Annotated in this window: 22 protein-coding genes and 1 pseudogene; 14 read left to right on the top strand and 9 right to left on the bottom strand. The window is 58.3% G+C overall.

The genetic code is table 11. The features are described 5' to 3' along the window. Nucleotides 1–27: 27 nt before the first annotated feature. From truB to rpsO, 5 genes are all read left to right on the top strand, one after another. Complete coding sequence (gene truB, locus ACR0IM_RS12370) at nt 28–930, top strand: tRNA pseudouridine(55) synthase TruB (protein WP_480592497.1); 903 nt, start codon at nt 28–30, stop codon at nt 928–930. A gap of 45 nt (nt 931–975) precedes the next feature. After that, complete coding sequence (locus tag ACR0IM_RS12365; RefSeq protein WP_480682079.1) at nt 976–1641, top strand: hypothetical protein; 666 nt, start codon at nt 976–978, stop codon at nt 1639–1641. A 104-nt stretch (nt 1642–1745) separates the two neighbouring features. Further along, entirely contained in the window at nt 1746–2249 is a 504-nt protein-coding gene (locus ACR0IM_RS12360) for a DUF1643 domain-containing protein (RefSeq protein ID WP_480641187.1), read from the top strand. A gap of 94 nt (nt 2250–2343) precedes the next feature. Next, a complete protein-coding gene (locus ACR0IM_RS12355) occupies nt 2344–3402 on the top strand; it encodes a calcium-binding protein (RefSeq protein ID WP_480682078.1) in 1059 nt (352 codons plus the stop codon). A gap of 143 nt (nt 3403–3545) precedes the next feature. Further along, the gene (gene rpsO / locus ACR0IM_RS12350) at nt 3546–3815 is read left to right on the top strand and encodes a 30S ribosomal protein S15 (RefSeq protein ID WP_170379357.1); all 270 of its coding nucleotides are present in this window, start codon (nt 3546–3548) and stop codon (nt 3813–3815) included. Nucleotides 3816–3952: 137 nt separating this feature from the next. Here the strand turns inward: rpsO and ACR0IM_RS12345 are convergent, their stop codons facing one another. Together ACR0IM_RS12345 and ACR0IM_RS12340 are read right to left on the bottom strand one after the other, a co-directional pair. Next, nucleotides 3953–5611, bottom strand: a complete 1659-nt coding sequence (locus ACR0IM_RS12345) for a hypothetical protein (RefSeq protein WP_480682077.1) — start codon at nt 5609–5611, stop codon at nt 3953–3955. A 110-nt stretch (nt 5612–5721) separates the two neighbouring features. Continuing rightward, nucleotides 5722–7323, bottom strand: coding sequence for a BCCT family transporter (locus ACR0IM_RS12340; protein WP_480592488.1), 1602 nt, complete (start codon nt 7321–7323; stop codon nt 5722–5724). A 450-nt stretch (nt 7324–7773) separates the two neighbouring features. Between ACR0IM_RS12340 and ACR0IM_RS12335 the strand changes: the two genes are divergently transcribed. The 6 genes and pseudogenes from ACR0IM_RS12335 to ACR0IM_RS12310 form a co-directional block, all read left to right on the top strand. After that, nucleotides 7774–8655 (top strand): hypothetical protein, encoded by an 882-nt coding sequence (locus ACR0IM_RS12335; protein ID WP_480682075.1) that lies wholly within the window; start codon nt 7774–7776, stop codon nt 8653–8655. A 212-nt stretch (nt 8656–8867) separates the two neighbouring features. After that, nucleotides 8868–11018, top strand: a complete 2151-nt coding sequence (pnp, locus tag ACR0IM_RS12330) for a polyribonucleotide nucleotidyltransferase (protein WP_480682074.1) — start codon at nt 8868–8870, stop codon at nt 11016–11018. A gap of 214 nt (nt 11019–11232) precedes the next feature. After that, nucleotides 11233–11505 carry a PepSY domain-containing protein gene (locus tag ACR0IM_RS12325; protein ID WP_480592481.1) on the top strand — a complete coding sequence of 91 codons (273 nt, stop codon included), beginning with the start codon at nt 11233–11235 and terminating at the stop codon, nt 11503–11505. Nucleotides 11506–11528: 23 nt separating this feature from the next. After that, nucleotides 11529–12050, top strand: a complete 522-nt coding sequence (locus ACR0IM_RS12320) for a helix-turn-helix transcriptional regulator (protein WP_480592479.1) — start codon at nt 11529–11531, stop codon at nt 12048–12050. Between the two features lie 151 nt (nt 12051–12201). Next, a complete protein-coding gene (locus tag ACR0IM_RS12315; protein WP_480641190.1) occupies nt 12202–12891 on the top strand; it encodes an outer membrane protein in 690 nt (229 codons plus the stop codon). Nucleotides 12892–12933: 42 nt separating this feature from the next. After that, nucleotides 12934–13281: pseudogene (locus tag ACR0IM_RS12310) on the top strand (glycosyltransferase family 25 protein); the annotation flags it as partial. A gap of 481 nt (nt 13282–13762) precedes the next feature. On the opposite strand, the gene ACR0IM_RS12305 reads toward ACR0IM_RS12310, so the two are convergent. Continuing rightward, entirely contained in the window at nt 13763–14413 is a 651-nt protein-coding gene (locus tag ACR0IM_RS12305) for a peroxiredoxin (protein ID WP_480641191.1), read from the bottom strand. Nucleotides 14414–14596: 183 nt separating this feature from the next. On the opposite strand from ACR0IM_RS12305, the gene ACR0IM_RS12300 reads away from it, so the two are divergent. Next, entirely contained in the window at nt 14597–16036 is a 1440-nt protein-coding gene (locus ACR0IM_RS12300; RefSeq protein ID WP_480641192.1) for an aldehyde dehydrogenase family protein, read from the top strand. Between the two features lie 52 nt (nt 16037–16088). On the opposite strand, the gene ACR0IM_RS12295 is transcribed toward ACR0IM_RS12300, so the two are convergent. Together ACR0IM_RS12295 and ACR0IM_RS12290 are read right to left on the bottom strand one after the other, a co-directional pair. Then, a complete protein-coding gene (locus ACR0IM_RS12295; RefSeq protein WP_480682073.1) occupies nt 16089–16679 on the bottom strand; it encodes a glyoxalase superfamily protein in 591 nt (196 codons plus the stop codon). Between the two features lie 19 nt (nt 16680–16698). Next, the gene (locus ACR0IM_RS12290) at nt 16699–17550 is read right to left on the bottom strand and encodes a methylated-DNA--[protein]-cysteine S-methyltransferase (RefSeq protein WP_480682071.1); all 852 of its coding nucleotides are present in this window, start codon (nt 17548–17550) and stop codon (nt 16699–16701) included. Between the two features lie 118 nt (nt 17551–17668). Here ACR0IM_RS12290 and nth point away from each other — a divergent pair, with 118 nt between their 5' ends. Further along, nucleotides 17669–18313, top strand: coding sequence for an endonuclease III (gene nth / locus ACR0IM_RS12285; RefSeq protein ID WP_480592470.1), 645 nt, complete (start codon nt 17669–17671; stop codon nt 18311–18313). Further along, on the top strand, nt 18310–19299 hold the full coding sequence (locus ACR0IM_RS12280; protein ID WP_480592469.1) for an adenosine kinase: 990 nt from the start codon (nt 18310–18312) through the stop codon (nt 19297–19299). Before nth ends, ACR0IM_RS12280 begins: the two co-directional genes overlap by 4 nt. A 225-nt stretch (nt 19300–19524) precedes the next feature. Here ACR0IM_RS12280 and ACR0IM_RS12275 read toward each other — a convergent pair whose 3' ends face one another. From ACR0IM_RS12275 to ACR0IM_RS12260, 4 genes are all read right to left on the bottom strand, one after another. Further along, the gene (locus tag ACR0IM_RS12275) at nt 19525–19920 is read right to left on the bottom strand and encodes a VPLPA-CTERM sorting domain-containing protein (protein WP_480592466.1); all 396 of its coding nucleotides are present in this window, start codon (nt 19918–19920) and stop codon (nt 19525–19527) included. 451 nt (nt 19921–20371) lie between these two features. Next, complete coding sequence (locus ACR0IM_RS12270; RefSeq protein WP_480682070.1) at nt 20372–21211, bottom strand: DUF547 domain-containing protein; 840 nt, start codon at nt 21209–21211, stop codon at nt 20372–20374. Next, nucleotides 21208–22581 carry a radical SAM protein gene (locus ACR0IM_RS12265; RefSeq protein WP_480682068.1) on the bottom strand — a complete coding sequence of 458 codons (1374 nt, stop codon included), beginning with the start codon at nt 22579–22581 and terminating at the stop codon, nt 21208–21210. Before ACR0IM_RS12265 ends, ACR0IM_RS12270 begins: the two co-directional genes overlap by 4 nt. Before the next feature lie 89 nt (nt 22582–22670). Continuing rightward, nucleotides 22671–23156 carry an RNA pyrophosphohydrolase gene (locus tag ACR0IM_RS12260; RefSeq protein ID WP_480592460.1) on the bottom strand — a complete coding sequence of 162 codons (486 nt, stop codon included), beginning with the start codon at nt 23154–23156 and terminating at the stop codon, nt 22671–22673. Nucleotides 23157–23187: the final 31 nt, after the last annotated feature.

Below are 23187 nucleotides of genomic sequence, written 5' to 3'. Positions count from 1 at the left end.
GCGCCTCAGCAAGATTCTAGGTGAAGCATGGGACGCAAACGCAAGGGCCGCGACATTTCCGGTTGGCTGGTGGTGGACAAGCCTGCGGGCATGACCTCGACCGCAGTGGTCAACAAGGTACGTTGGGCGATGGACGCCAAGAAAGCGGGCCATGCGGGCACGCTGGACCCGGAGGCAACCGGCGTATTGGCCGTGGCCTTGGGTGAGGCAACCAAGACCGTTCCCTATATCACCGACGCTTTGAAGGCTTACACCTTCACCGTTCGTCTGGGTCAGGCCACCAATACGGACGATGCCGAGGGCGAGGTGATCGCGGAAAGCGATGCGCGCCCCTCGGATGATGCTATCAAACAGGCGCTGGCCCCGTTTCTGGGTGACATCATGCAGGTGCCGCCCAAGTTCTCGGCCGTGAAAATCGACGGGCAGCGCGCCTATAAATTGGCTCGCGATGGCGAGGATGTTGAACTGAACGCCCGGCCACTGTGGGTTGAGGAACTGATTCTGGTCGACCGCCCCGACGAAGATCACATCGTTTTGGAAATGACCTGTGGCAAGGGCGGTTACGTCCGCTCGATCGCGCGCGATCTGGGCGAGGCACTGGGCTGCCACGGCCACGTCAGGGAACTACGCCGAATCTGGTCCGGCCCGTTCGAAGTTGAAGACGGCTTGAGCATCGAACAGATTGACGAAATGGCCAAAACCACGGCGCTGGACGACCACCTGCACCCGCTGGAAATCGGCCTTTCAGACCTGCCCGAGTTGAAATGCACCCCCGAAGGCGCCACGCGCCTGCGCAATGGAAACCCGGGTCTGGTACTGGCTTCGGACGTGGAATACGGCGACGAGGCCTGGGCCTCGCTGGACGGCAAAGCTGTAGCGGTAGGCATTTTCAAATCCGGTGAATTGCACCCAAGCCGGGTGTTCATTTGACCGATCTGATAAAACGAGAGCAAACGCCTATAAGTCTCTTGAGCTTTGCACGACCGAATCAAGGAACAGGGCTGTATCGGGCGAAATTGGACGAAAAGCCTAAATTTTGATATGCTCAGCATTATCGCCTGGATTTTTCGGAGTTTGGTTATGTTGAGTTTCTCAAGTGACAATTTGTTCAAAGCAATTGCTGTTTCACTGACGTCGGCCCTTTTTGCCGTTCCGGCGGCAACCGCCATGACGCTGCAATACCAAATCGAAATCGACGGTGCGATTGGCTCGTTTGAAGCCCCGGATACCGGTGGTCTTCTTTTGAGTTTTGAGATCACCATTGATGGCGTTACTTTTGACACCCTTGGCGTCGGAAACGCCGCGCCTGTATACGATGCGGTGGCTAATGACATCCGCGGAAATCCGGGTACGGAAGGGTTTATTTCGAATTCCGTGGCCGGCGGAACTTGTCTGGCAATGGAGTGCATCTTGTCGCTGGAGGATTCGGGCAATCCGGGGGTTGAACCGCCTCTTTTTGCAATCTTCCCCCTCGTTGGCGGATTTCCAGATACTGTAACAAACTCAGGCGAGTACTCGATATCACAGGGACCGCCGATGAGTCCCGTTCCGCTGCCTGCGCCTTTCGCTCTGTTGGCCGCGACACTTATGTTCTTCTTTGCGCTTGGCAGAAGGGTTCGGCGCCCCCAACCATGTCATTGAGGTAATCTGGTCAAGTTGGCCGGTAAATTACTCAGGACTGACATATCGGGTTTTTTCGCACATAGGCGTTGGCCGTGGTTGATCTAGCGTGTTAGGCCAGCGGGATGATCACCCGAACGCACACCAAGGGCGATGCGCCCTCGACCGCCATCTACTCCGATTGCGAGAAATACCGTTACAGCCTAACCCGCGTTTGGGACGCGGGCGGACGCAAGGCGCTGTTTGTGATGCTGAACCCCTCAACCGCGACCGAGGTGCAGAACGACCCCACGGTAGAGCGCTGCGAACGGCGCGCGCGTGCTTTGGGGTTCGGAGCGTTTCAGGTCACCAATATCTTTGCGTGGCGCGACACCGACCCGCGCAAGATGCGCGCCGCCACCGATCCGGTGGGCCCCGAGAATGACACGGCGATTCTGGACGGCGTGAATTGGGCTGATCAGGTGATTGCCGCCTGGGGTACCCACGGCGCGCATCTGGCGCGTGGCCCGGCGGTCGAAACCCTGCTACGCGGGACCGGACAGCCGCTGTTCCATCTGGGGCTGACCAAGGACGGACACCCGAAACATCCGCTCTATATCGCCTATACGCAGCAGCCCGAAGCGTGGTGACAAAAGGTTAACCACAAGGTCAGTCTAGCTTTGACCAAGTGACTGATCACATGAGACATTTACCCTCGGACCAGCGCGTTCACGGAGGGTTCTCATGTTTTTGGTCGGATTGCTTGGACTGGCCGCCGTCGGTGGCGCTGCCTACGCCATGAGCGACGCTTTCATGCCCGAAGATGAGCCCGAAGAGGACGACATCACGGAAGATCAGGTCGACGAAGTGACCGAAGGCAATTTCCTCGAGATTGATGACAGCGTTGAAGGCGCCTCGCCCCCTGATGAAATCGGTGAAGTGGACGAAACCGCCAAGCCCGAAGAGCCCGACCCGTCGACCGGCACCATCATCTCGGAATTCCAGGGCGATCTGATCATTGCCGGGACCGAAGATGCTGATGTCCTGACCGGGCAGGACGGCGTCGATCAGATTAACGGTTTCGGCGCGGATGACGTGATCTACGGCGGTGCCGGCAATGACGTACTGTACGGGGGTGAAGGTGCGGACAACATCTCAGGCGGAGACGATGACGACATTCTCCACGGTGAGGGCGGCGATGACCTGCTGAACGGGGATGAGGGGGACGACCAACTCTATGGCCATTTCGGCGCCGACCAGTTGGAGGGCGGTGAGGGCGACGATACTCTGCATGGCGGTCAGGACGATGACACGCTGGACGGTGGCGAAGGCGATGACGCGCTGCATGGCGGCTATGGCAACGACACGCTGCACGGAGGCGCGGGTGAGGATGTTCTGTTCGGCGGGGACGGTGATGACATCCTGACCGGCGACGATGCTGAGGGCGAACAGGCCACTGACTTTCTGAATGGCGGCGCCGGAGAGGACACGATCCTGGCCGATAGCGGGGATATCGTCACCGGCGGCGAGGATGCCGATGACATCATCCTTACCCCCGAACCCGAAGATGAAGCCGTGACTGTGATGGATTTCCAACCCGGTCAGGACAAGTTGTTTGTGTCATGGAATGGCGTGGACGATCCTGACGTCCAGATCGAGCAGGACGCCGAGAACGAAAACCTGACCCATGTGCTGATCGACGGTCAGGATGTGGCGCAACTGCTGGGGGCCAAGGGGATGACGGCGGATGACATCCAGCTGATCACCGAGGCCGAGTTGGCGCAGCTGACCGCGCTGGGCTGACCCGTCAGAATCCCTTTGCCATTTGCCGAAAATGCGCTTATACGCGCGCATCCGCATCGGAATCGGTGCGGTTTTCTCCATGGGCCTGTGCTGGACGACATCCCGGCCTGCGCCATTAACTCTAACCTTCAAAGGAGACCCCGATGTCGATTACTGCCGCTGAAAAAGCACGAGTCATGAAAGAATTTGGCACCAAAGAAGGCGACACCGGTTCGCCTGAAGTACAGGTTGCCATCCTGACCTCGCGCATCACCACCCTGACCGAGCACTTCAAGACCCACAAGAAAGACAACCACGGTCGTCGCGGTCTGCTGAAAATGGTCGCCCAGCGCCGTAAGCTGTTGGACTACCTGAAAGGCAAGGAAGAAGCGCGCTATCAGGACCTGATCAAAAAGCTGGGTATCCGCCGCTAAGCACAGTGTGTATGGGCGTCAAACCCGGTTTATCTGAATTCAACGCCCGCCATTTTGGCGGGCGTTTTTTTTGGTCCTCCGCTAACCGGCTACTACCGGCCAAATCTGCAGTGAAGGCCGAAATGCGGTCCTTCTTTTTACGCGCAAGACTTTTCGGCCGCCAAGTGTTTCTGACGGCAGTAGCAGGACGCGCGCACCGGCACTTCTGCGCGCGCGGCGGCTTTGTCGAGTTGCAGCTTGATATGTGCGGCCTCTACGCTTTCACCCCGGCGGGTCAGACATTCGTGCAATCCGTGCAGGCTCCAGACATTTCCCGGGTGTTGGCAGGCACGGCTCAGCGTTGCATCAAGCCCCAGATCGGCGCGATAGACGGCCTCGGCCTCTTCGACCTGCCCCTGTTCAAGCAACAGGGCACCCAAGGCGTGGCGGGTCGGCTGCATCCAGCCCCAAGGCTCATCATAAGGAAGGTTATCGTCAATTTCGACCGACTTCCTCAGATGTACGAACGCAACCTCATACTGGTTTTTGTGATACGCCAGTTCGCCCAGCATCATTTGTTCAGCCACTTTCAGGATATCGCAGCATGTGTTGTTGAACAGCATGCGGCTTTCAGGAACCTTCTCATAGGCCTGATAGAACAGGTCACGCTCGGCTTCGGCCTCGGCAATCCGCTGCTGATTGGCCAGCGCTACTGTGCGGGCATAGCGCATCATTGCCAGTGTGACGCAGTACAGGTCCTCATCTGCGGGCAATGCCTGATCAAGGATATCCTGCCAACGCCCAAACCGGATCAGAACATGCTGCTTCATCGGAATGAAGCCTTCGAACCAATCCGCCATTGGCCGCAGGGTTTCCGTAGGCAAGGTCGCGTTCAATTCTTCAGCAGCCTCCAGCGCAGCAGTCGGCTGCCCCAGGAACATCGCGCCATAGATTTTGAAATGAAAATTGTGACAACGATAGACCGAGTAGAAATTGTCCGGTCCCTCACGGTCCAGAAATTTCCGATCCGCGACAATAGCAGTGTGGTTGCGCAGAACCACATTCATGTAATCGCCGCACAGAACGTCGATATGGGTTGGCATATGCAACAGATGCCCGGCTTCGGGGACCAGTGTGCTAAGCGCGTCACCCTGACGCAGCGCCCTTTCGGGGTGCGGCGACATTTCCATGAGGTGAATATACATGTGCAACAGCCCCGCGTGCTGCCATGCCCCGGGCAGGCTGTCAAAAGCCGTATCGAGGACCGAGATGGCCTCGAGCGTGTCCGCGCCTTCCGCCGGCTCGCCGGTTGGCAAATCCCAAAGCTGCCATGGCGTGCGGTTCATCAGAGACTCGGCAAACAGGGCGCAAACATCAAGATCGTCGCTAAAAGCCGCATGCACCTTGCGCATAGCGTCGGCAAAAGCATCATTCCACGGGCTGAAATCCTCGACATCCGAAGAGGTGGGATAGCGCGATGGTAACGCGTCGATCAGCGCACGCTCGACCGCCGATAGCTGATCCCGCAGTCGGCTAGCTGCGTCGATTGAGGCCTTTGCCAGCGCAACGCAGTCCGGCTTTTCCTCATCTTCGAAGGTTTCCCAAGGCTTGTTGTAATTGGGGCCGATGCAATATGCGATGCCCCAATGGGCCATGGCGCAATTCGGATCGGCTGCCAGCGTTTTCCGAAAACACTCGATCGCTTCTTCGTGGTTATAGGCATAGGTCCACGCCAAGCCGCGATCGAACCATAGCTGTGCGTCTTTGGAAGATGTTGAGATCGGTCGCGAATAAGTTCCCAGATCAAAATAGCTCATTACCTTAGACCCCCCTTGCTTCCAGAAAACCCCTTCACAGGTTTGGAACCGCTATCGGCCATATGAAAACGCCCGCCTAAGCGGCGGGCGTTTCGCGTTTCTTAACGTCCCTACATCTTTGCCCGTTCGGATTTCAGTGCCAGCCACAGGCAGTAGCACATTATCAGAACCACCAGCGTAAACGGAATTCCGGTCGAGACCGCGGCGCCTTGCAGGGCCGACAGGCCGCCTCCGAGCAGCAGGGCGATAGCGACCAGACCTTCAAGCGTGCACCAGAACACGCGCTGGATCACCGGTGCGTCCATCTTGCCGCCTGCGGTGATCGTGTCGATCACCAGCGAGCCCGAATCCGACGAGGTGACAAAGAACACCACGATCAGGATCAGCGCGATGGGGGCGATGATACCGTAAAGCGGCAGCTCTTTCAGGAAACCGAACAGCGCGCCTTCGGGGGCATAGCTGTCGATAACCGTGGCACGAACACCTTCGGCTCCGCCCGCGTTCAGCATGTCAATGGCAGCACCGCCAAAGGTCGACATCCAAAGAGCGCAAACCGCCGTAGGCGCCAGCAGGGCGCAGATCACGAATTCACGCACCGTGCGGCCTTTCGAGATGCGAGCGATGAACATGCCCACAAACGGCGACCATGCAATCCACCATGCCCAGTAGAAGGTTGTCCAGCCGTGGAAATAACTGGTGTCTTCTCGCCCGAACGGGTTCGACAATGCGGGCAGGTGGAACACATAATCCACCATCACGTTGAAATACCGCGCAATGGCTGTGCCGACACCCGTCACCACGATCACAAAAATGAACAGGCCCACGGCCATGATCATGTTGATCTCACTCAGCCGTTTGACACCCGCATCCATACCCAGCAGGACCGAGCCCAGGGCGATCATGGTGATACCAATGATCAACAAAACAACGACGGTCGGGCTGGGTTCTATGCCGAACACCTCGTTCAATCCTGCCGCCACTTGCTGTGCGCCAAGGCCCAGCGAAGTGGTCAGACCGAACAATGTGGCAAAGACCGCCAGAGTATCGATGATATGACCCCACCAACCCCAGACACGTTCGCCCAGAATCGGGTAAAACGCAGATCTGAGCGTCAGCGGCAGACCCAGATTGTAACTGAAAATCGCCAAGGCCAGGCCGACGGCGGCATAAACTGCCCAACCTTCCAGACCCCAGTGGTGGATGGTACCCACGATACCGGCATATTCATTGCCGGGTACCGCGATATCTATGCCAAGCGGGACCGCGTTACCGTCCTCAGCAAAGTTGTAGTAGACGGGTTCCATTACACCAAAGAACAGCAGCCCGATACCGATACCGGCGGCGAACATCATCGCGATCCAACCGGCATAGGAATAGTCGGGCTTGGCATCCTTGCCACCAATCCGAACCTTGCCGACGGGCAGGACGATCAGCACCAGACAGAACAGGGTGATTGCATCAACCGACAAAACCAGGAACCAGTCAAACGTGCTGGTCAGCCAAGGCCGGAGCCAGCCGAAAAACGTTGCCGCAGCTTCCTGATTTGCCAATGCGATCAGAACGAAGGCAAAAATCAGGATACTGGATATCAGGAAGACCGGATTGTGGATGTCCAGACCGAACGGGCGGACGTTATCCTGCCCCAGTTCGTACTCTGTTTCGAAATCATAGATCCGTGGATCCGGATCCAGCATTTTCTTGCTTTGAGCCATTCGATGCCCCTCTGTTCGCAGATGCAAACGCCAAGGTATTCGGGCGGCCGACGGAAATGAGTGTTCTATCCCCTGGCGAGTTTCCGTCCTTTCGACCGCGGGTTCAGTGGTAACAGCCTACACTGCAACCACTTTTTCACAAAACGCATTCACATGCCGGAATATAAGCGACGGAATTAGCCATTTCCGCGAGGTGTGGACCGTAGCTTTATTGGTACGCTTGACTGATAGGTAAACCGACCCTGGACCCCATATCCCGGGTTCGCGCCTTTGGTTACTGATACCCGGAAACTCATTCATCGCGTGCCCCTTTTTCTCTTGCAAGCAACTCAACTTTGGGTAGTTCTCTGCTCCATAGTCATTCGTTGTTAGTGGCGTTTGCACGACGGAAATGCCCCGCCAGAAACCTCCTCGAACGCCCCAGAACAACCGGATTTACAGTTCGCACCCATGATGCTCATCCTCAACTCTCTTCTGCTTTCGTTCCGCGTAACACTGCGCATGATCGTCCCCGTACTTTTGATCAGCCTTGCATCAACGCTTGTCTGGACTGTTCTGGGGATCTTCACCCTCGGGATGGCCGGGTATATCAGCGAGCCGGTCACAACTGCCTTTTTCACCCTGTTCGGGATACGTACAGCCCTGGAACTGAAAGGGAAGAAACGACACACGGATTACCGAGCCATGGCCCTGTATTCGGTGTTGTATGGGTTGTTCTGTGCTGCGGTAATTACTGTACTGGCCGTTTTGGTCAAACTATCCGCAATGGCTTTTGCCATGTGGCAAGTGGGAGAGCCTCTCTCATGGACCGCCCTTCAGGATGCCGCGGAATCCACACAGATTGCATTTGCATTCCTCTCCGTAGGTAGCAGTCTGATCGTGATGTCCTTCGTACTGGCCGCGTTCTACGCGGCCATGGCCGTGCCTATGGCCAGCGCTGCACATTCCGCTGGTCACCGTGCTCCAAGTCACGCGTTTTTCAACGGGTTCGGACGCAGCTTTGTTCCACTGTTCTGCGTGTTTTTTGCCTCGCTCTTCTTGCAGCTCTATTTCGGTTTTTTCACGGCGTTATACGCCCTGTTGCCGATCCTTGTGTCGGTTGTCTCGATCGTTACGGCGCAGAGTTTGCCAAATTTCGACCTTGAGATCATTCTACGAGGGGTCGCCGCAAGCGGGGCGTTGCTGTGGCTGTATTCCTGGCTCTGGTCGATCTCGGCACTGGCGTTTCTGAAGTACGAGGACTTCGACGCGGAAAACCCGGCACAAACGCCAGACGCAGAACCCGCGCAAGACATCCGTGCGTTGCGTAAATCGCGGGAGCGGTCTCTTTAAGGCACGAACGCGCCGTTCCGAGGCTTATCGGCGTTATATGCCACGCGGTTTCCCTTTCCTTTGACCGCAATCTCATGTATGCGCGCGGTATCTGAGACGTTGTGCCCTGATCCCGGCACTCAGACGAAAGTAAAATGGGGTCGGCGGCAATGGGGCCGCCAAGCAAACGGGAGACCCGCAGGGGCGGGAGTGCTCCCATCTAGGATACGCACATGTTTGATGTAACGAAGAAATCTATGCAGTGGGGCGAAGAGACGCTCACACTGGAAACCGGCAAGGTTGCCCGTCAGGCCGACGGCAGCGTGATCGCGACACTGGGCGAAACCAGCGTCATGGCGAACGTGACCTTTGCACGGCAGCAAAAACCGGGTCAGGACTTTTTCCCGCTGACCGTCCACTATCAGGAAAAATACTATGCCGCCGGTAAGGTGCCGGGTGGCTTCTTCAAGCGCGAGGCGCGCCCGACCGAAAAAGAGACTCTGACCGCGCGTCTGATCGACCGTCCGATCCGCCCGCTGTTCGTTGACGGCTTCAAGAACGAAGTTCTGGTGATGTGCACCGTATTGAGCCACGATCTGGTCAACGACCCCGACATCGTTGCGATGATCGCTGCTTCGGCCGCTTTGACCATATCCGGCGCGCCGTTCATGGGTCCGATCGCCGGTGCCCGCGTTGGTTTCGAAGACGGTGAATACGTTCTGAACCCGACCGTCGACGACATGCAGGACCTGCGCCTGAACCCTGAACAGCGTTTGGATCTGGTTGTCGCCGGCACCAAAGACGCCGTGATGATGGTGGAATCGGAGGCTTATGAGCTGTCCGAGGCGGAAATGCTGGGCGCTGTGAATTTTGCCCACGAGCAGATCCAGCCGGTCATCGACCTGATCATCTCGCTGGCCGAAGACGCCGCGAAAGAGCCGTTTGAATTCGAAGCGCCGGATTACTCGGATCTGTATGCTGCTGTTAAGGCTGCAGGTGAAGAGCAGATGCGCGCCGCCTTCGCGATCACCGACAAGCAAGAACGCACCGCCGCTGTTGCCGCTGCCCGTGAAGCGATCAAAGAAGCGCTGACAGAAGAGCAGCTGGAAGACGGCAACCTCGGTTCCGCGATGAAGAAGCTGGAAGCTGGCATTCTGCGCGGCGACGTCGTTAAGGGCGGCAAGCGGATCGACGGTCGCTCGACTACCGATATCCGTTCGATCGTTGCAGAAACCTCGATGCTGCCCCGGACCCATGGCTCCGCCCTGTTCACCCGTGGTGAAACGCAGGCGCTGGCTGTGACCACGCTGGGCACCGGTGACGATGAACAGTTCATCGACGCGCTGCATGGCAACTTCAAATCGAACTTCCTGCTGCACTACAACTTCCCTCCGTATTCGGTTGGTGAAGTTGGCCGCGTTGGTGGCCCGGGCCGTCGTGAGATTGGCCACGGCAAGCTGGCATGGCGCGCCCTGCAGGCGGTTCTGCCTGCGGCGACCGACTTCCCCTACACGATCCGTATCGTGTCGGAGATCACGGAATCCAACGGCTCCAGCTCGATGGCATCGGTTTGCGGTGGTTCGCTGTCGATGATGGATGCGGGCGTCCCGCTGAAAGCGCCGGTTGCCGGTGTGGCCATGGGCCTGATCCTGGAAGATGACGGTAACTATGCCATCCTGTCGGACATTCTGGGTGACGAAGACCACCTGGGCGACATGGACTTCAAAGTGGCTGGCACCGAAAACGGCATCACCTCGCTGCAGATGGACATCAAGGTTGCGGGCATCACGCCCGAGATCATGGAGAAAGCCCTGGCGCAAGCCAAGGACGGCCGGATGCACATCCTGGGTGAGATGGGCAAAGCCCTGTCCGAGACCAACGAATTCTCGGTCCACGCCCCGCGCATCGAAACCATGAACATCCCGACCGACAAGATCCGTGAAGTCATCGGTTCGGGCGGTAAGGTCATCCGCGAAATCGTCGAGGTTTCGGGCGCCAAGGTCGACATCAATGACGACGGCGTCATCAAGATCGCCTCGCCTGACGGTGAATCGATCAAGAAGGCCTATGAGATGATCCACTCGATCGTTGCTGAGCCGGAAGAAGGCCAGATCTACACCGGTAAAGTGGTCAAGATCGTCGACTTCGGCGCCTTCGTGAACTTCTTTGGCAAGCGCGACGGTCTGGTCCACGTGTCCCAGATCGAAAACCGCCGCCTGAACCATCCTTCGGACGTTCTGAAAGAAGGTCAGGAAGTAAAGGTCAAGCTGCTGGGCTTCGACGATCGCGGCAAGGTGCGCCTGTCGATGAAAGTCGTCGATCAGGAATCCGGCGAAGAGATCGTTCCCGAGAAGAAAGAGAAGAAAGAGGAAAGCGCAGAGTAATCTGCCCTTTCATCGCAAACACGAAAGACCCCGGTGAAAACGCCGGGGTCTTTTTTTGTGGCACGGTACCCTAGCCGGGAGGACTTCGCCAAAGCCTGATTTCCCGCATAAACCTTTGTTCAAATCCCGCCATTTCAACCAAAAGCCAATCGCAACACTGTCGCATCACCCCCAGCTCACTCGCATCGCCACAACGTAAAAAAGGAGATGCGATATGGAAACGTTGAAACTGCTGACTCTAACCGGATTGATCGCAACCGCGCCCGTTCTTGCACTTGCCAATGTCGGGCTGGGTGACAAACTGGGCACCACCGAGGCTGACATCCGCACGGCCCTTGAGGCACAGGGATACCAGATCGAAGAAATCGAGTTCGAAGACGGCGAGATCGAGGTTGAACTTCTCAAAGATGGCGTGGAAACTGAACTGGTCCTGTCCAAGACCGACGGCGTGGTTACTGCCATCGAACTCGAAAAGGACGATGACTGATCGGGTGATTTCACAGGGGCCGCATGAAGCCAACTCAAACGTCATTGCTTTGGCTCCTTCTGGTGGTGCAGGCTGTCTGCGCCGCCTTTTTCATGACCGACGCGATACTGGACTGGACCGGAGGGGAAAGCGCGGGCTTTCGTCACCTGCACAGTTTTGAGCTGGTTTTGGCACTGGCCCTGATAGGAGGCCTAGCCGCGACCATTGCACTGATCCGATCCCAGAACAGGCGTGTGCGCCAGATGCAACGGCAGTTGAGCATAGCGCAGGGCGCGTTGGCACAGATCATCGATACCCAATTCAGCGACTGGAACCTCAGCGACGCAGAACGCGACGTAGCCTTGCTGTCGATCAAGGGGCTTTCAATCGCGGAAATCGCCCAATTGCGGCAGACCAAAGAGGGCACGATCAAGGCCCAAAGCGCCGCTGTTTATCGCAAGGCGGGCGTCGCCGGGCGCCTGCAATTGCTCAGCTTTTTCATCGATGAGTTGCTGTCCGAACCTTTGGTCAAACAGGGGGCTGACCGGTCAAATTCAGCACACTGACCTGTTCATCCAACGCTCCGCTCAAGGGGCGCATTTATTCACTCACACAGTCCCAAAATCCTGTGAATCGAAGTGATGGCCGCGCGCCTTTCCTTCCCACCTGCTTCGCCCACATGTGCGCCATACCAAACTCGGATCAAAGGACATGGTTATGGTTACGCGTCTCATTTTGGCCTCGGCAGCCCTGACGATCAGCGCATCGGGACTGACCGCGCAGAGCTTGTCTGAGGGCCTGTATATTCAGGGCTTTGCCGGCTACAGCCAGCTGCAGGACAGCGACTTCAGCGGCACCGTCAACGGGTCGTCGCAATCTGTGGACACGGATTTCGACGCCGGCTACGGGCTGGGTGTCGCGATTGGCACCGAAATTCCACGATGGTCCAGCGATACAATTGGTACAAGGATCGAACTGGAACTGTCTTACCGTGACGGCGACGTGGATGGCGTGGGCTTTTCGGGCAATGGGCCGGGTGCCGAAGGCAACATCTCTGGCGATGTCACGCAGACCTCGTTGTTTGCCAATGTTCTGGTTGATTTCAAACAGGCAGGCGCTTTCACCCCCTATGTCGGGCTGGGTCTGGGCGCCACCTATTCCGATGTGGATTTCGTCTATGGTCCGGGCGTGGCACTGGATGACAGTGATACGACCTTTGCGGCACAAGTCATTGCCGGTGTCGCCTATGAGATCAATTCAACCACGGCTCTGACACTGGACACCCGCTATTCCCGCGCGTTCGACGTGTCATCCGAGCGGCTGGCCCCCAATGGTGCCTCCACCGGCACGGTCGAAGACGATATCGACGCCTTCAGCGTCAATGTCGGCCTGCGCTACAGCTTCTGAGCGCTAAGGGGCAGAGTTTCTCTCCGGTTTCTCTTCCCCCCCATGGTCCCGTGTTCTATGCACGGGATCATGCGATCGTTTGTCATCCATATGTCCTCCAGCACGGCCCGTCGGCTCAATGCCGACCAGCTATGCGCCGACCTGCCCAATGCCGAACTGTTCGAAGCCGTGAACGGCCGCGACCCGGACCAGATCGCCGGGATCCAACCGCATCCGGGCAACCTGCACCGCCCCCACTACCCCTTTACTCTGCGCCCGGCCGAGATCGGCGTCTTCGAAAGCCACCGTCGCATCTGGCGCAAACTGGTCGAGGAAAAGATCGACTTGGCCGTCATCACCGAGGATGACCTGCGCATCGACCCGGGCCGCATGGCTAAGGCGTTGGACCTGCTGGCCTCGATCGCCACGCCAGATCACTATATCCGCATCCCGGTGAAGCAACGCGAGGTGCCCGCCCAAACCCTGGCCGAGCAGAACGGGTTGCGCCTGATCCTGCCCAAGGTGATCGGCCTGCAATGTGTGTGTCAGCTGGTGGGACGGCGCGCCGCCGAACGCCTGCTGGCCGCCACCAACCAGATCGACCGGCCTGTGGACACATTCCTGCAGATGCACTGGCTGACCGGCCAGCCGATCCATGCCCTGCAAGGCAGCGGTAATCAGGAGGTTGCGGGCGAAATCGGCGGCTCGACCATCCAGACCAAACCGCCGCTGTCAGACAAGCTGACCCGCGAAGTCAAACGCGCGATTTATCGGGCGCAGCTCCACCTGCACCCGCAGCGCCCGCCTGCATTATCTGACTGAAAACACCTTCGGGGAAATCGCGCGCCATGGCGCGATGGGGGGCAGACAGCCCCCCTGACCCGGCTGCGTCTTACGACGGCGCCTTGGTCTTGCGCAGGTAGGGGAAGATCGTCTCGAACTCGCCGAACTTCTCTTTCGCTTCGTCGTTCGATACCGCAGGTGGGATGATTACATCCTCACCCGGCATCCAGTTGGCAGGAGTCGCCACGCCTTTGGCCGACATCTGCAGCCCGTCCAGCGCGCGCAGGATCTCGGCAAAGTTCCGCCCCACGGTCATCGGATAGGTCATCGACAACTTCAGCTGCTTGTCCGGCCCGATGATAAAGACCGACCGCACTGTGGCGCTGTCCGCAGGAGTACGGCCATCGGGCAGGTAAGCCTCGGCGGGCAGCATGTCGAAGGCCTTGGACACGGCCAGCCCGTCATCAGCGATGATCGGGAAGCCCGGATTGACCTTGCCGTATTCTTCGATGTCTTTCTTCCACTTCTTGTGGTCCTCGACATTGTCCACCGATACACCAATCACCTTGGTGCCCCGTGCCGCCCATTCGTCGTTCAGCTGCGCCACAGCCGAGAATTCGGTGGTGCAGACAGGGGTAAAATCCTTGGGGTGAGAGAACAGGATGGCCCAGCTGTCACCGATCCAGTCATGGAACTGAATGGTGCCCTGATCCGTTTCTGCGGTGAAATTCGGAACCGTGTCGTTGATGCGCAAACCCATGGTAGATCTCCTCTCCTGTGAAAAACCCGAGTCGGTTGCCGTCAACCTAAACACTTTGTGCGATTGTTAAACCGTTTTGGGTTGGGAAATAATTTGATCAAATTGCTGCTTGCCGTACCCCGGCCCGGGTGCAAGAGTGGCCGCGAAACCCGGCTGCGGGCTATTGGCACAGGAGGATGCGCCATGATCGAAAAACGCGATTTCTATATCAACGGTCAGTGGGTCGCCCCATCGGCGACCAATGACTTTCACGTGATCAACCCCTCGACCGAGGAGCCCTGTGCAGTGATTTCACTGGGTGCGCAGGCAGACACGGATGCCGCTGTCGCCGCCGCCAAGGCCGCCCTGCCCGGCTGGATGGCGAAACCGGTCGCGGACCGGCTCGCGCTGGTCGAGAAGCTGGTCGAGGTTTACCAGACCCGTTCCGAGGATCTGGCGCAGGCGATGTCGCTTGAGATGGGCGCGCCACTGGACCTGTCGCGCAGCGCGCAGTCGGGCGCCGGGATGTATCATCTGAAGAACTTCATCCGCGCCGCCAAAGCGTTTCAGTTCGACCGCCCGCTGGGCGACCACACCCCCAATGACCGTATCATCTATGAGGCCGTCGGCGTTGCCGCGCTGATCACGCCCTGGAACTGGCCGATGAACCAGATCACGCTCAAGGTCGGAGCGGCGGCGATTGCAGGTTGCACCATGGTCCTGAAACCGTCGGAACAAAGCCCGCTGAATGCGATGATCTTTGCCGAGATGATGGACGAGGCCGGCTTCCCGCCCGGTGTTTTCAATCTGGTCAATGGCGATGGTGTCGGCGTCGGATCGCAACTGTCGGCGCACCTGGATGTGGATATGGTCAGTTTTACCGGCTCGACCCGCGCGGGTACGGCGATTTCCAAGGCGGCTGCGGATACGCTCAAGAAGGTGCATCTGGAACTTGGCGGCAAGGGCGCGAATGTGATCTTTGCGGATGCGGATGAAAAGGCCGTCAAACGCGGCGTACTGCACATGATGCAGAACACCGGCCAAAGCTGTAACGCCCCCAGCCGGATGCTGGTGCAGCGGCCGATCTATGATCAGGCGGTGGAAACCGCAGCCGAGGTGGCAAACATGGTCAAGGTCGGATCGGCACTGGAAGAAGGTCGCCATATCGGACCAGTGGTCAATGAGGTCCAGTGGACCAAGATTCAGGACCTGATCCAGATGGGTATCGATGAAGGCGCCCGTCTGGTCGCAGGCGGCACCGGCCGGCCCGAGGGGTTGAACAAGGGATACTACGTGCGGCCTACGGTTTTTGCCGATGCCAACAACCAGATGACCATCGCGCGCGAGGAGATCTTTGGCCCGGTCCTGACCATGATCCCCTTCGACACCGAAGAAGAGGCGATCGAGATCGCCAATGACACGCCCTATGGCCTGACCAACTATGTCCAGACTCAGGACGGTGCGCGGGCCAACCGCATGGCCCGCGTGTTGCGGTCCGGTATGGTGGAAATGAACGGTCAGTCGCGCAGCGCGGGCTCTCCGTTTGGGGGGATGAAACAGTCCGGGAACGGGCGCGAAGGCGGCGTCTGGGGGTTGGAAGATTTTCTGGAAGTCAAAGCTGTCGGCGGCTGGGCAGCGGAGTAGGCCAAACCCAAATTTCTGAAAAATCGGGCGAGGCCTTGTGCCTCGCCCTTTCTTACTCCGGACGCACCACAAGTTGCGGTTCGCCGTCCGATGTTTTCCGTGCAGATCGGCCATCCCAACCTACTTCACCCGTCACTCGCTGCCGAAAAGACGAAAAACTGTCGAACCGGACAACATCAACCGGTTCGTCAAATTGCAGCGTTAGACGGCGGTGGGAACCATCGCTCAATATAGTCATCCCACGGATTTCGGCAGAAAAAGACTGACCCAGGTAACGACCGGAAACGCGATCACCGACGCGCATATCCATCCGGTTCCCAACCTGCGCATGAAGGGTATTCCAGTCGCGTGCACCATATTGATGTGCGATCAGTTCCAGAGCTTTGCTGTGGGATATCTGGACGCCTTCACCCAAAAGCTTTTGGCGCAAGCGTTTAGCCTGCGCTTTAAGCTCCTGCAGCGGAGCAATTGTAGTAGGTTCATTCATCATCTGCCTCGTTTCCTTTAACGGGCGCGAGAAATGGACGGGGTTCGCATTGCCATCCGCGCGCCGTGAAAGGGCAACAGATGGTTTTGACAGGGTTTCACCAAAGCCTTTGGCCGCGAACGGCAGGGGACCCAAACCTGTCGCGATCTTTGGCACCGGCCAAGCCATCTGTCAATCAGGCATCCGCCTGCGCAGCCTCAAAAGCCAGCATCGCTCGTTTGACCGGCAGACCCCAATGATAGCCACCCAATCCACCGGATTTGCGCAGCGCGCGGTGGCACGGGATCAACCAGCTGACCGGGTTGCGCCCGACCGCCGTACCCACGGCCCGCACCGCCTGCGGCGAGCCCACCCGTTCCGCGATCTCAGAATAGGTCGTGACCAGGCCGGAGGGGATATGCATCAGCGCTTCCCACACTTTGATCTGCAGGGGTGAGCCGATCAGGTACAGCGGCGTCGGTTCCAACCGGTCGCTGACCGAACCAAAGGCGCTCAGCACCCAAGGACGCAGGCGCATCGGGTCCTCGACAAACTCCGCCTGCGGCCAGCGACCGAGCATGTCCTCCATCGCCTCCTCCTCACCGGTTTCGGCGCTGAAAGCCATGCCGCAGATGCCCTTGTCGGTGCCCATGACCAGCGCCGGGCCAAAGGGGCTTTCGAACCAGCCCCAATAGATCGTCAGGCCCGCGCCCTTGCGAGCGTATTCGCCGGGGCTCATGGATTCCCATTTCAGGAACAGATCGTGCAAACGACCACTGCCGGAAAGCCCCACGTTATGGGCGGTTTCCAATGTGGTGAACCGTTCGCGCAGCAGCGCCTTGGCATGGCCCAATGTCAGATATTGCTGATACCGTTTCGGCGACACGCCGGTCCAGCGTGAGAACAGGCGTTGGAAATGCGCCGGGCTCATGTCCATCTGGCGGGCCAGTTCCTCAAGGCTCAAGCCCTCGCCGCCCTGATCAATCAAATCGATCGCGCGCCGCATGACGTTGTAGTGATAGCCGCTTTCGGGGGTCTGGACATTCATGTCTCTCACCTCATTGTCTGGGATAAAGCATAGCGCGCGGGACATGCCCTCGCGACCCGGAACATGCGCATTGGCTTTGGGCTTGTGTCAAACGCCCCTGATCGGCATTAAGGGCCGGATGGCAAAACAACTCGGATATCACAAGATCCGCGAGATCTTTACCCGCTTTCACGAGGCTGACCCCGAACCCAAGGGAGAGCTGGACCATGTAAACGTCTATACGCTGGTCGTGGCCGTGGCGCTGTCGGCGCAGGCGACCGATGCGGGGGTGAACAAGGCCACCAAAGAACTGTTCAAGATCGCCGACACGCCACAAAAGATGTTGGACCTGGGCGAAGAGGGTCTGATCGAGCATATCAAGACAATCGGGCTGTTTCGGCAGAAAGCCAAGAATGTCATCAAGCTCAGCCGCATTCTGGTCGAAGATTACGATGGTGAAGTGCCCAATTCCCGCGCCGCGCTGCAATCGCTGCCAGGCGTCGGGCGCAAGACGGCCAACGTGGTGCTGAACATGTGGTGGCGGTACCCGGCGCAGGCGGTGGATACGCATATCTTCCGCGTCGGCAACCGTACCGGCATTTGCCCCGGCAAGCATGTGGACGCGGTCGAACGCGCCATCGAGGACAATATCCCGACCGATTTCCAGCTCCATGCACATCACTGGCTGATTTTGCACGGCCGCTATCACTGCAAAGCCCGCAAACCCATGTGCGGGACCTGTATCATCCGCGATCTCTGCGAATTTGAGGAAAAAAATCTATGAAAACCTACCAGCTTGTTGGCATCGGCAATGCCGTTGTGGACGTGATTTCCCAGGCCGATGACAGTTTCCTAGAACTTATGGGCATCGAAAAAGGCATTATGCAGCTGATCGAGCAGGAACGCGGCGAAGTTCTGTATGCCTCGATGGAAGGCCGGGTGCAGACGCCAGGTGGGTCCGTGGCCAACACCATCGCCGGAGCCGGTGCGCTGGGTCTGGATGCGGCGTTCATCGGCCGGGTACATGACGACGCCCTGGGCCGGTTCTATGCGGATGCGATGAACGAGGATGGCGTGGACTTCGTGAACCCTCCGGTCCCGGGCGGGGAACTGCCGACCTCGCGTTCGATGATCTTTGTCTCACCCGATGGCGAGCGGTCGATGAACACCTATCTGGGGATTTCGTCCGAGCTATCCTCGGCAGACGTCTCCAGTGACGTGGCGGGCAAAAGCCAGATCATGTTCCTTGAGGGTTATCTGTTTGACAAGGAAAAGGGCAAAGCGGCATTTCTTGAGGCCGCGCGCGATTGCCATAAGGGCGGCGGCAAGACCGGCATCGCCATTTCGGACCCGTTCTGTGTTGAACGCCACCGGGTCGATTTCCTGCTGCTGATCGAGAATGAATTGGATTTCGTAATCGGTAACGAGGCCGAGATCAAATCGCTGTTCGAAACCGACGATCTGGAGGAGGCGTTGGCGAAAACAGCCGAGATTTGCCCTCTGGTTGTCTGCACGCGCTCGGGCGATGGCGTAACGGTTCTGCATGACGGTCAGCGCATCGATGTGCCGGTGCAAAAAGTGGTGCCGGTAGACGCAACCGGTGCAGGCGATCAATTTGCTGCCGGATTCCTGTTCGGCATGGCCACGGGCCGCGATTACGAGACCTGCGCGAAGATCGGCAATGTCTGCGCCCGCGAGGTGATCAGCCATATCGGCCCGCGCCCCGAGGCAAACATGCAGGAACTGCTGCGCGCCGAAGAGTTGCTGTAAGTTCGCAGAAACCAAGATGGACCTCGGGTACAAGACCCTTCGCAACTTGCCACTTAAAAAATAAGGAAACGTGTTAGCCCAACCGGTTGGTTGGGCTGAATTTTGAGCATCACGTCAAGACCGTTCGGAGGGAACAGATCGCCCTTAGAACTTGCCTTCCAAAAATGAAACGAGCGGCTCACAGTTAATGGTGAACCGCTGCGTAGGTTGTTAAGGTGTGAAAAATCACGCGGGTGAGGCAGATGACCTCTTCCGGCGCATGCGCACTAAACCAAGTCCGCCGATACCACCTAAAAGCAGCAGAAATGGCGCTGGCAGCGGAACCGGTGAGACTTCCAAAGTCACGTCCGCATAGATTGTTTTGGATTTGCCCAACACAAATCCGATGCCCTCTTCGAGCGCGACGCTGTACAAACCTCCGTTTCCAAAGGCAACATTAAACGCGCTCTGCGTCCAATCCAAACTGCCGAGAGTAATGAAGCCAAAAAAGCTAATAAAATCGGCATCACCCGAACTACTGATTGATCCACCCGGGATATCAAATGCTAAGGTGGTATCCACCTCAAACTCACCGCCCGAGAAAAGGCCAGCGTCGCTCAAAAGGACATCAAACAAAGCCACACGCTCTGTTTCCCCTACGCCGAGCGAGAATGCCGTACCAACCAACGATGCGTTTGGAGTTATGGTCAAATTACAATTGGTACAACTTGACGTGGAAGTTGTGCCTGATCCCGCACCAACCAAGAAATTAACGGTTGAGGCATAAGCGGATCCAGCCGTTAAACAGACTGCTACCGTGGCAACCTTACATAGTCCCAGAAAACTCACTACGTTTCCCCCGTTTCAAAACATCATACGAAAACAAAGTACACCTCAGCGCACCGTGCCACATTTTGGACACTTTTGCAGTAAAAATTTTGTGTTTAGAGGACTTTAACGTTTTTTAAGCTGATAAAGCAGCCTTCAGTAACCACTTCTGAAGCCTGCTGCACCTCATTTGCGGACTCTGTTCGTGTATTTCTGGGCCAACGCGCATCGAAAAAATCTCTTCAAGAATCGCTTCGAATCACTGTTATTCCGTGAAAGTTGCGTCGTTTAGCGCCCAATTGTACTCATATGCAGCCACGCGCGAAGTTTCATTTAGCCGTGCCTGCAGGTTCAAATCTGCCGCTTCTGTGATATTGGCGATCACTGCGCGTTCATCGCGTCCGAAATCCTCTCTGAACCAGATGTAGATCTTCGACAGGATCAGTCCTCCGCGTTCGTCAAACCGGACCCCGCGCGGATCGTTGATATAGGCGCGCTCGGCAGCGACAAAGTCACGCTCCAGCGTCTCGGCCTGCCAGGGGCGGTCCATCAGGTTTGGGCACCCTACAGCGGCGCAGTTCAATGCGTAGTGAATGCGCGGCTCATTGAAAGTGGGCCGGATGATACGGTGCTCGATATCGTTCAGGCTCAGGGTCTGCCCCGCAACCTGCACCAGCGGGCGGTTCCAGGGGCCGATGGAAAGGGGGCCATCCTTGATGACGCGGATTGAGGCGACGGGGTAGTTCTCAAGGATCACGTCCACCGTCACCGCATTATACAGGTTGATCCAATATGCCAGTTGCTGATCACGGGTCAGCCGTGTTGGGTCCACGGCTTGCAGTTCTGTCAGATACTCGTCCAGCCGTGCCCGATCCGCCAGGGTTACTTGCCCATAGGCCACTCGATTCACACCCATCGCATCCGGGGCGACATAGCGGGCCAGAAAGGCGCTCCAGTCCCGGTGGTCGAGCCGCTGACCCGGCGCAGAGGCAAAACGGGTCAGCGTTTGCCCCGGAAGCACCTCGGGTGCCGGCAATGCCAAACGTTCGACGCTGGCGCAGGCGGCCAACAGGGGCAGCAACATCACGATCAGCAGCTTTTTCATGAGGCGTCCTTCCGGGCCTGGCGCAAGGCCCGCATCTGGCCCTTCAACTGTTTGAGCGGCGCCGATCCCGGATCGCTCAGATCGGGCAAGTCCGAACGCGCAGACAAACCGGGCACAGCCGCGTTCCACCAGCTTGGGCCGGTGGGTCCGTCGATCTGGTCCGGGCTGGCCAGATGGTGATCGCGTTGGGCATTATGCACGCACATCGACAAGGGGCCATTCGCTGTCGCTACCATGAACACGCACGAGGCACAGCGGTCGTCATCCAACGCATCCGCCGCCATGAAGTTGTGAATGAACACCGCCTGCCGCCGTACCGGACCGCGAAACAACCCCGGCCCCAGACGGGCCACGCTAACTGCCAAGTGTGCCAGAGCACGCAACGCCAGCAAAGGGTGACGCCGGATCGCGCGCAGCAGTTTGGGACGAATACGCATATGGGCATCCTGCTGGTCGTCCGCTCCTTCCAATGCAGCGATCACCCGATGCACCAGACGCCTGTTCGACAACAACGACTCCGCGCGGCCTCCGGCGGTGACGACACTGGCATAGCGGTTGCATTTGGAATGCCCTACCGCAGCTGTGCCGAAATGCAGCGGCGCCTCATAACCCGCCTCGACCGCACGTGCGACGCTGTCCTGTGTGATCGCATCAGGTCGCGCACGCAGGACGCCGCGCCCGGTGTCGGCTTGCATCTGGAACGAGACAAAGGCAACCTCGGGACGATCCCGCAGGAACCGCGCCAGGGCCGTGAGGTCATCGAAATTGCCGCTGAAAACGGTCGTATTGAAAAGAATCCGCAATCCCAGCCCGCGTGCCCGGCGGATGTAAGCGCGGCGGACGGTGTTCAGCTCAACCTCGTTGCGGAACCCTTTGCGTTCCTGCGTCATGTCCACGTGAAAGGCCACATCGTCCAGCCCCGCTGCTGCCAGCCGCGTCAGAAACGCCCGGCTGGCACGGATACCGTTGGTCATCAGACAGGACCGCATCCCCAACCGCCGGATTTCGCGGCACAGCGTTGCAAGGTCCTCGACCTTTCGCAGGGTCGGGTCACCCCCGGTCAGCTGCACCGAAACCCCGGCGCCGTAGTGGCTTCGGATCGTTGCCAGCCGCGCAAACAGGACCGCGAGCGGCGGATCATAGGTCAACTCGGCCCGGTCCGAGAGGTAACACAGCGTACAATCCAGATTGCAGCGCTGCGTGACCTCAAGTGCGACGCATGCGATCGGATAAAACCGCCCCGCCGTCTGGCCCGAACCGTATTCACCGCAGCTTTGCAGCCTACGGCGCAATGGTGCGCGCTGGTCCGTGCCGTTAAATGTCCGCCCGGCGGGATCGGTGACGGGTTGGGGGTGGGCAGTGTCTTTCATGCCCTCCAAGCTAGAGATGTGCCGCAACCCGAACCACGCCCCTTCACGGCAAGTTGTCGCGGGGTGATCAGCAGGATGTGATGCCGCCCTTAGCCCAGATAGCTGTCAAACGCGTCCACCACTTGCGCGTACACTTCGCGCTTGAACGGCACGATCTCATCAATCAGCTTGCTGGGTTCCTGCCATTTCCAGCGGGTGAATTCCGGGTGATCGGTTTCGATATTGATCTGATCGTCGCTGCCGGTGAAGCGCAGCAGAAACCATTTCTGTTCCTGCCCGCGATAGCGACCTTTCCATATCTTTGGCACAATGTCGTGAGGCAAATCGTAGGGCAGCCAACCGTCGGTCTCGGCCACGACCTCGACCAGAGCAGCGGTGACGCCGGTTTCTTCCCACAACTCGCGCAGGGCCGCATCGCGGGGGGCCTCGCCCTTGTCCACGCCACCCTGAGGCATTTGCCATGCATCCACGTGGCGGTCATTGCGCTGGCCGACGAAGATCTTACCCTCGGCATTCATCAGCATCAGCCCGACGCAGGGGCGATAGGGCAGTTTGGCGATCTCTTCTGGGGTCATGCGCGGCCTCGTACATTGGTCTGGCAACTCT

It is taken from the genome of Ruegeria sp. BF6, assembly GCF_056538665.1.
This window is presented reverse-complemented; position numbering and strand designations above follow the sequence as displayed.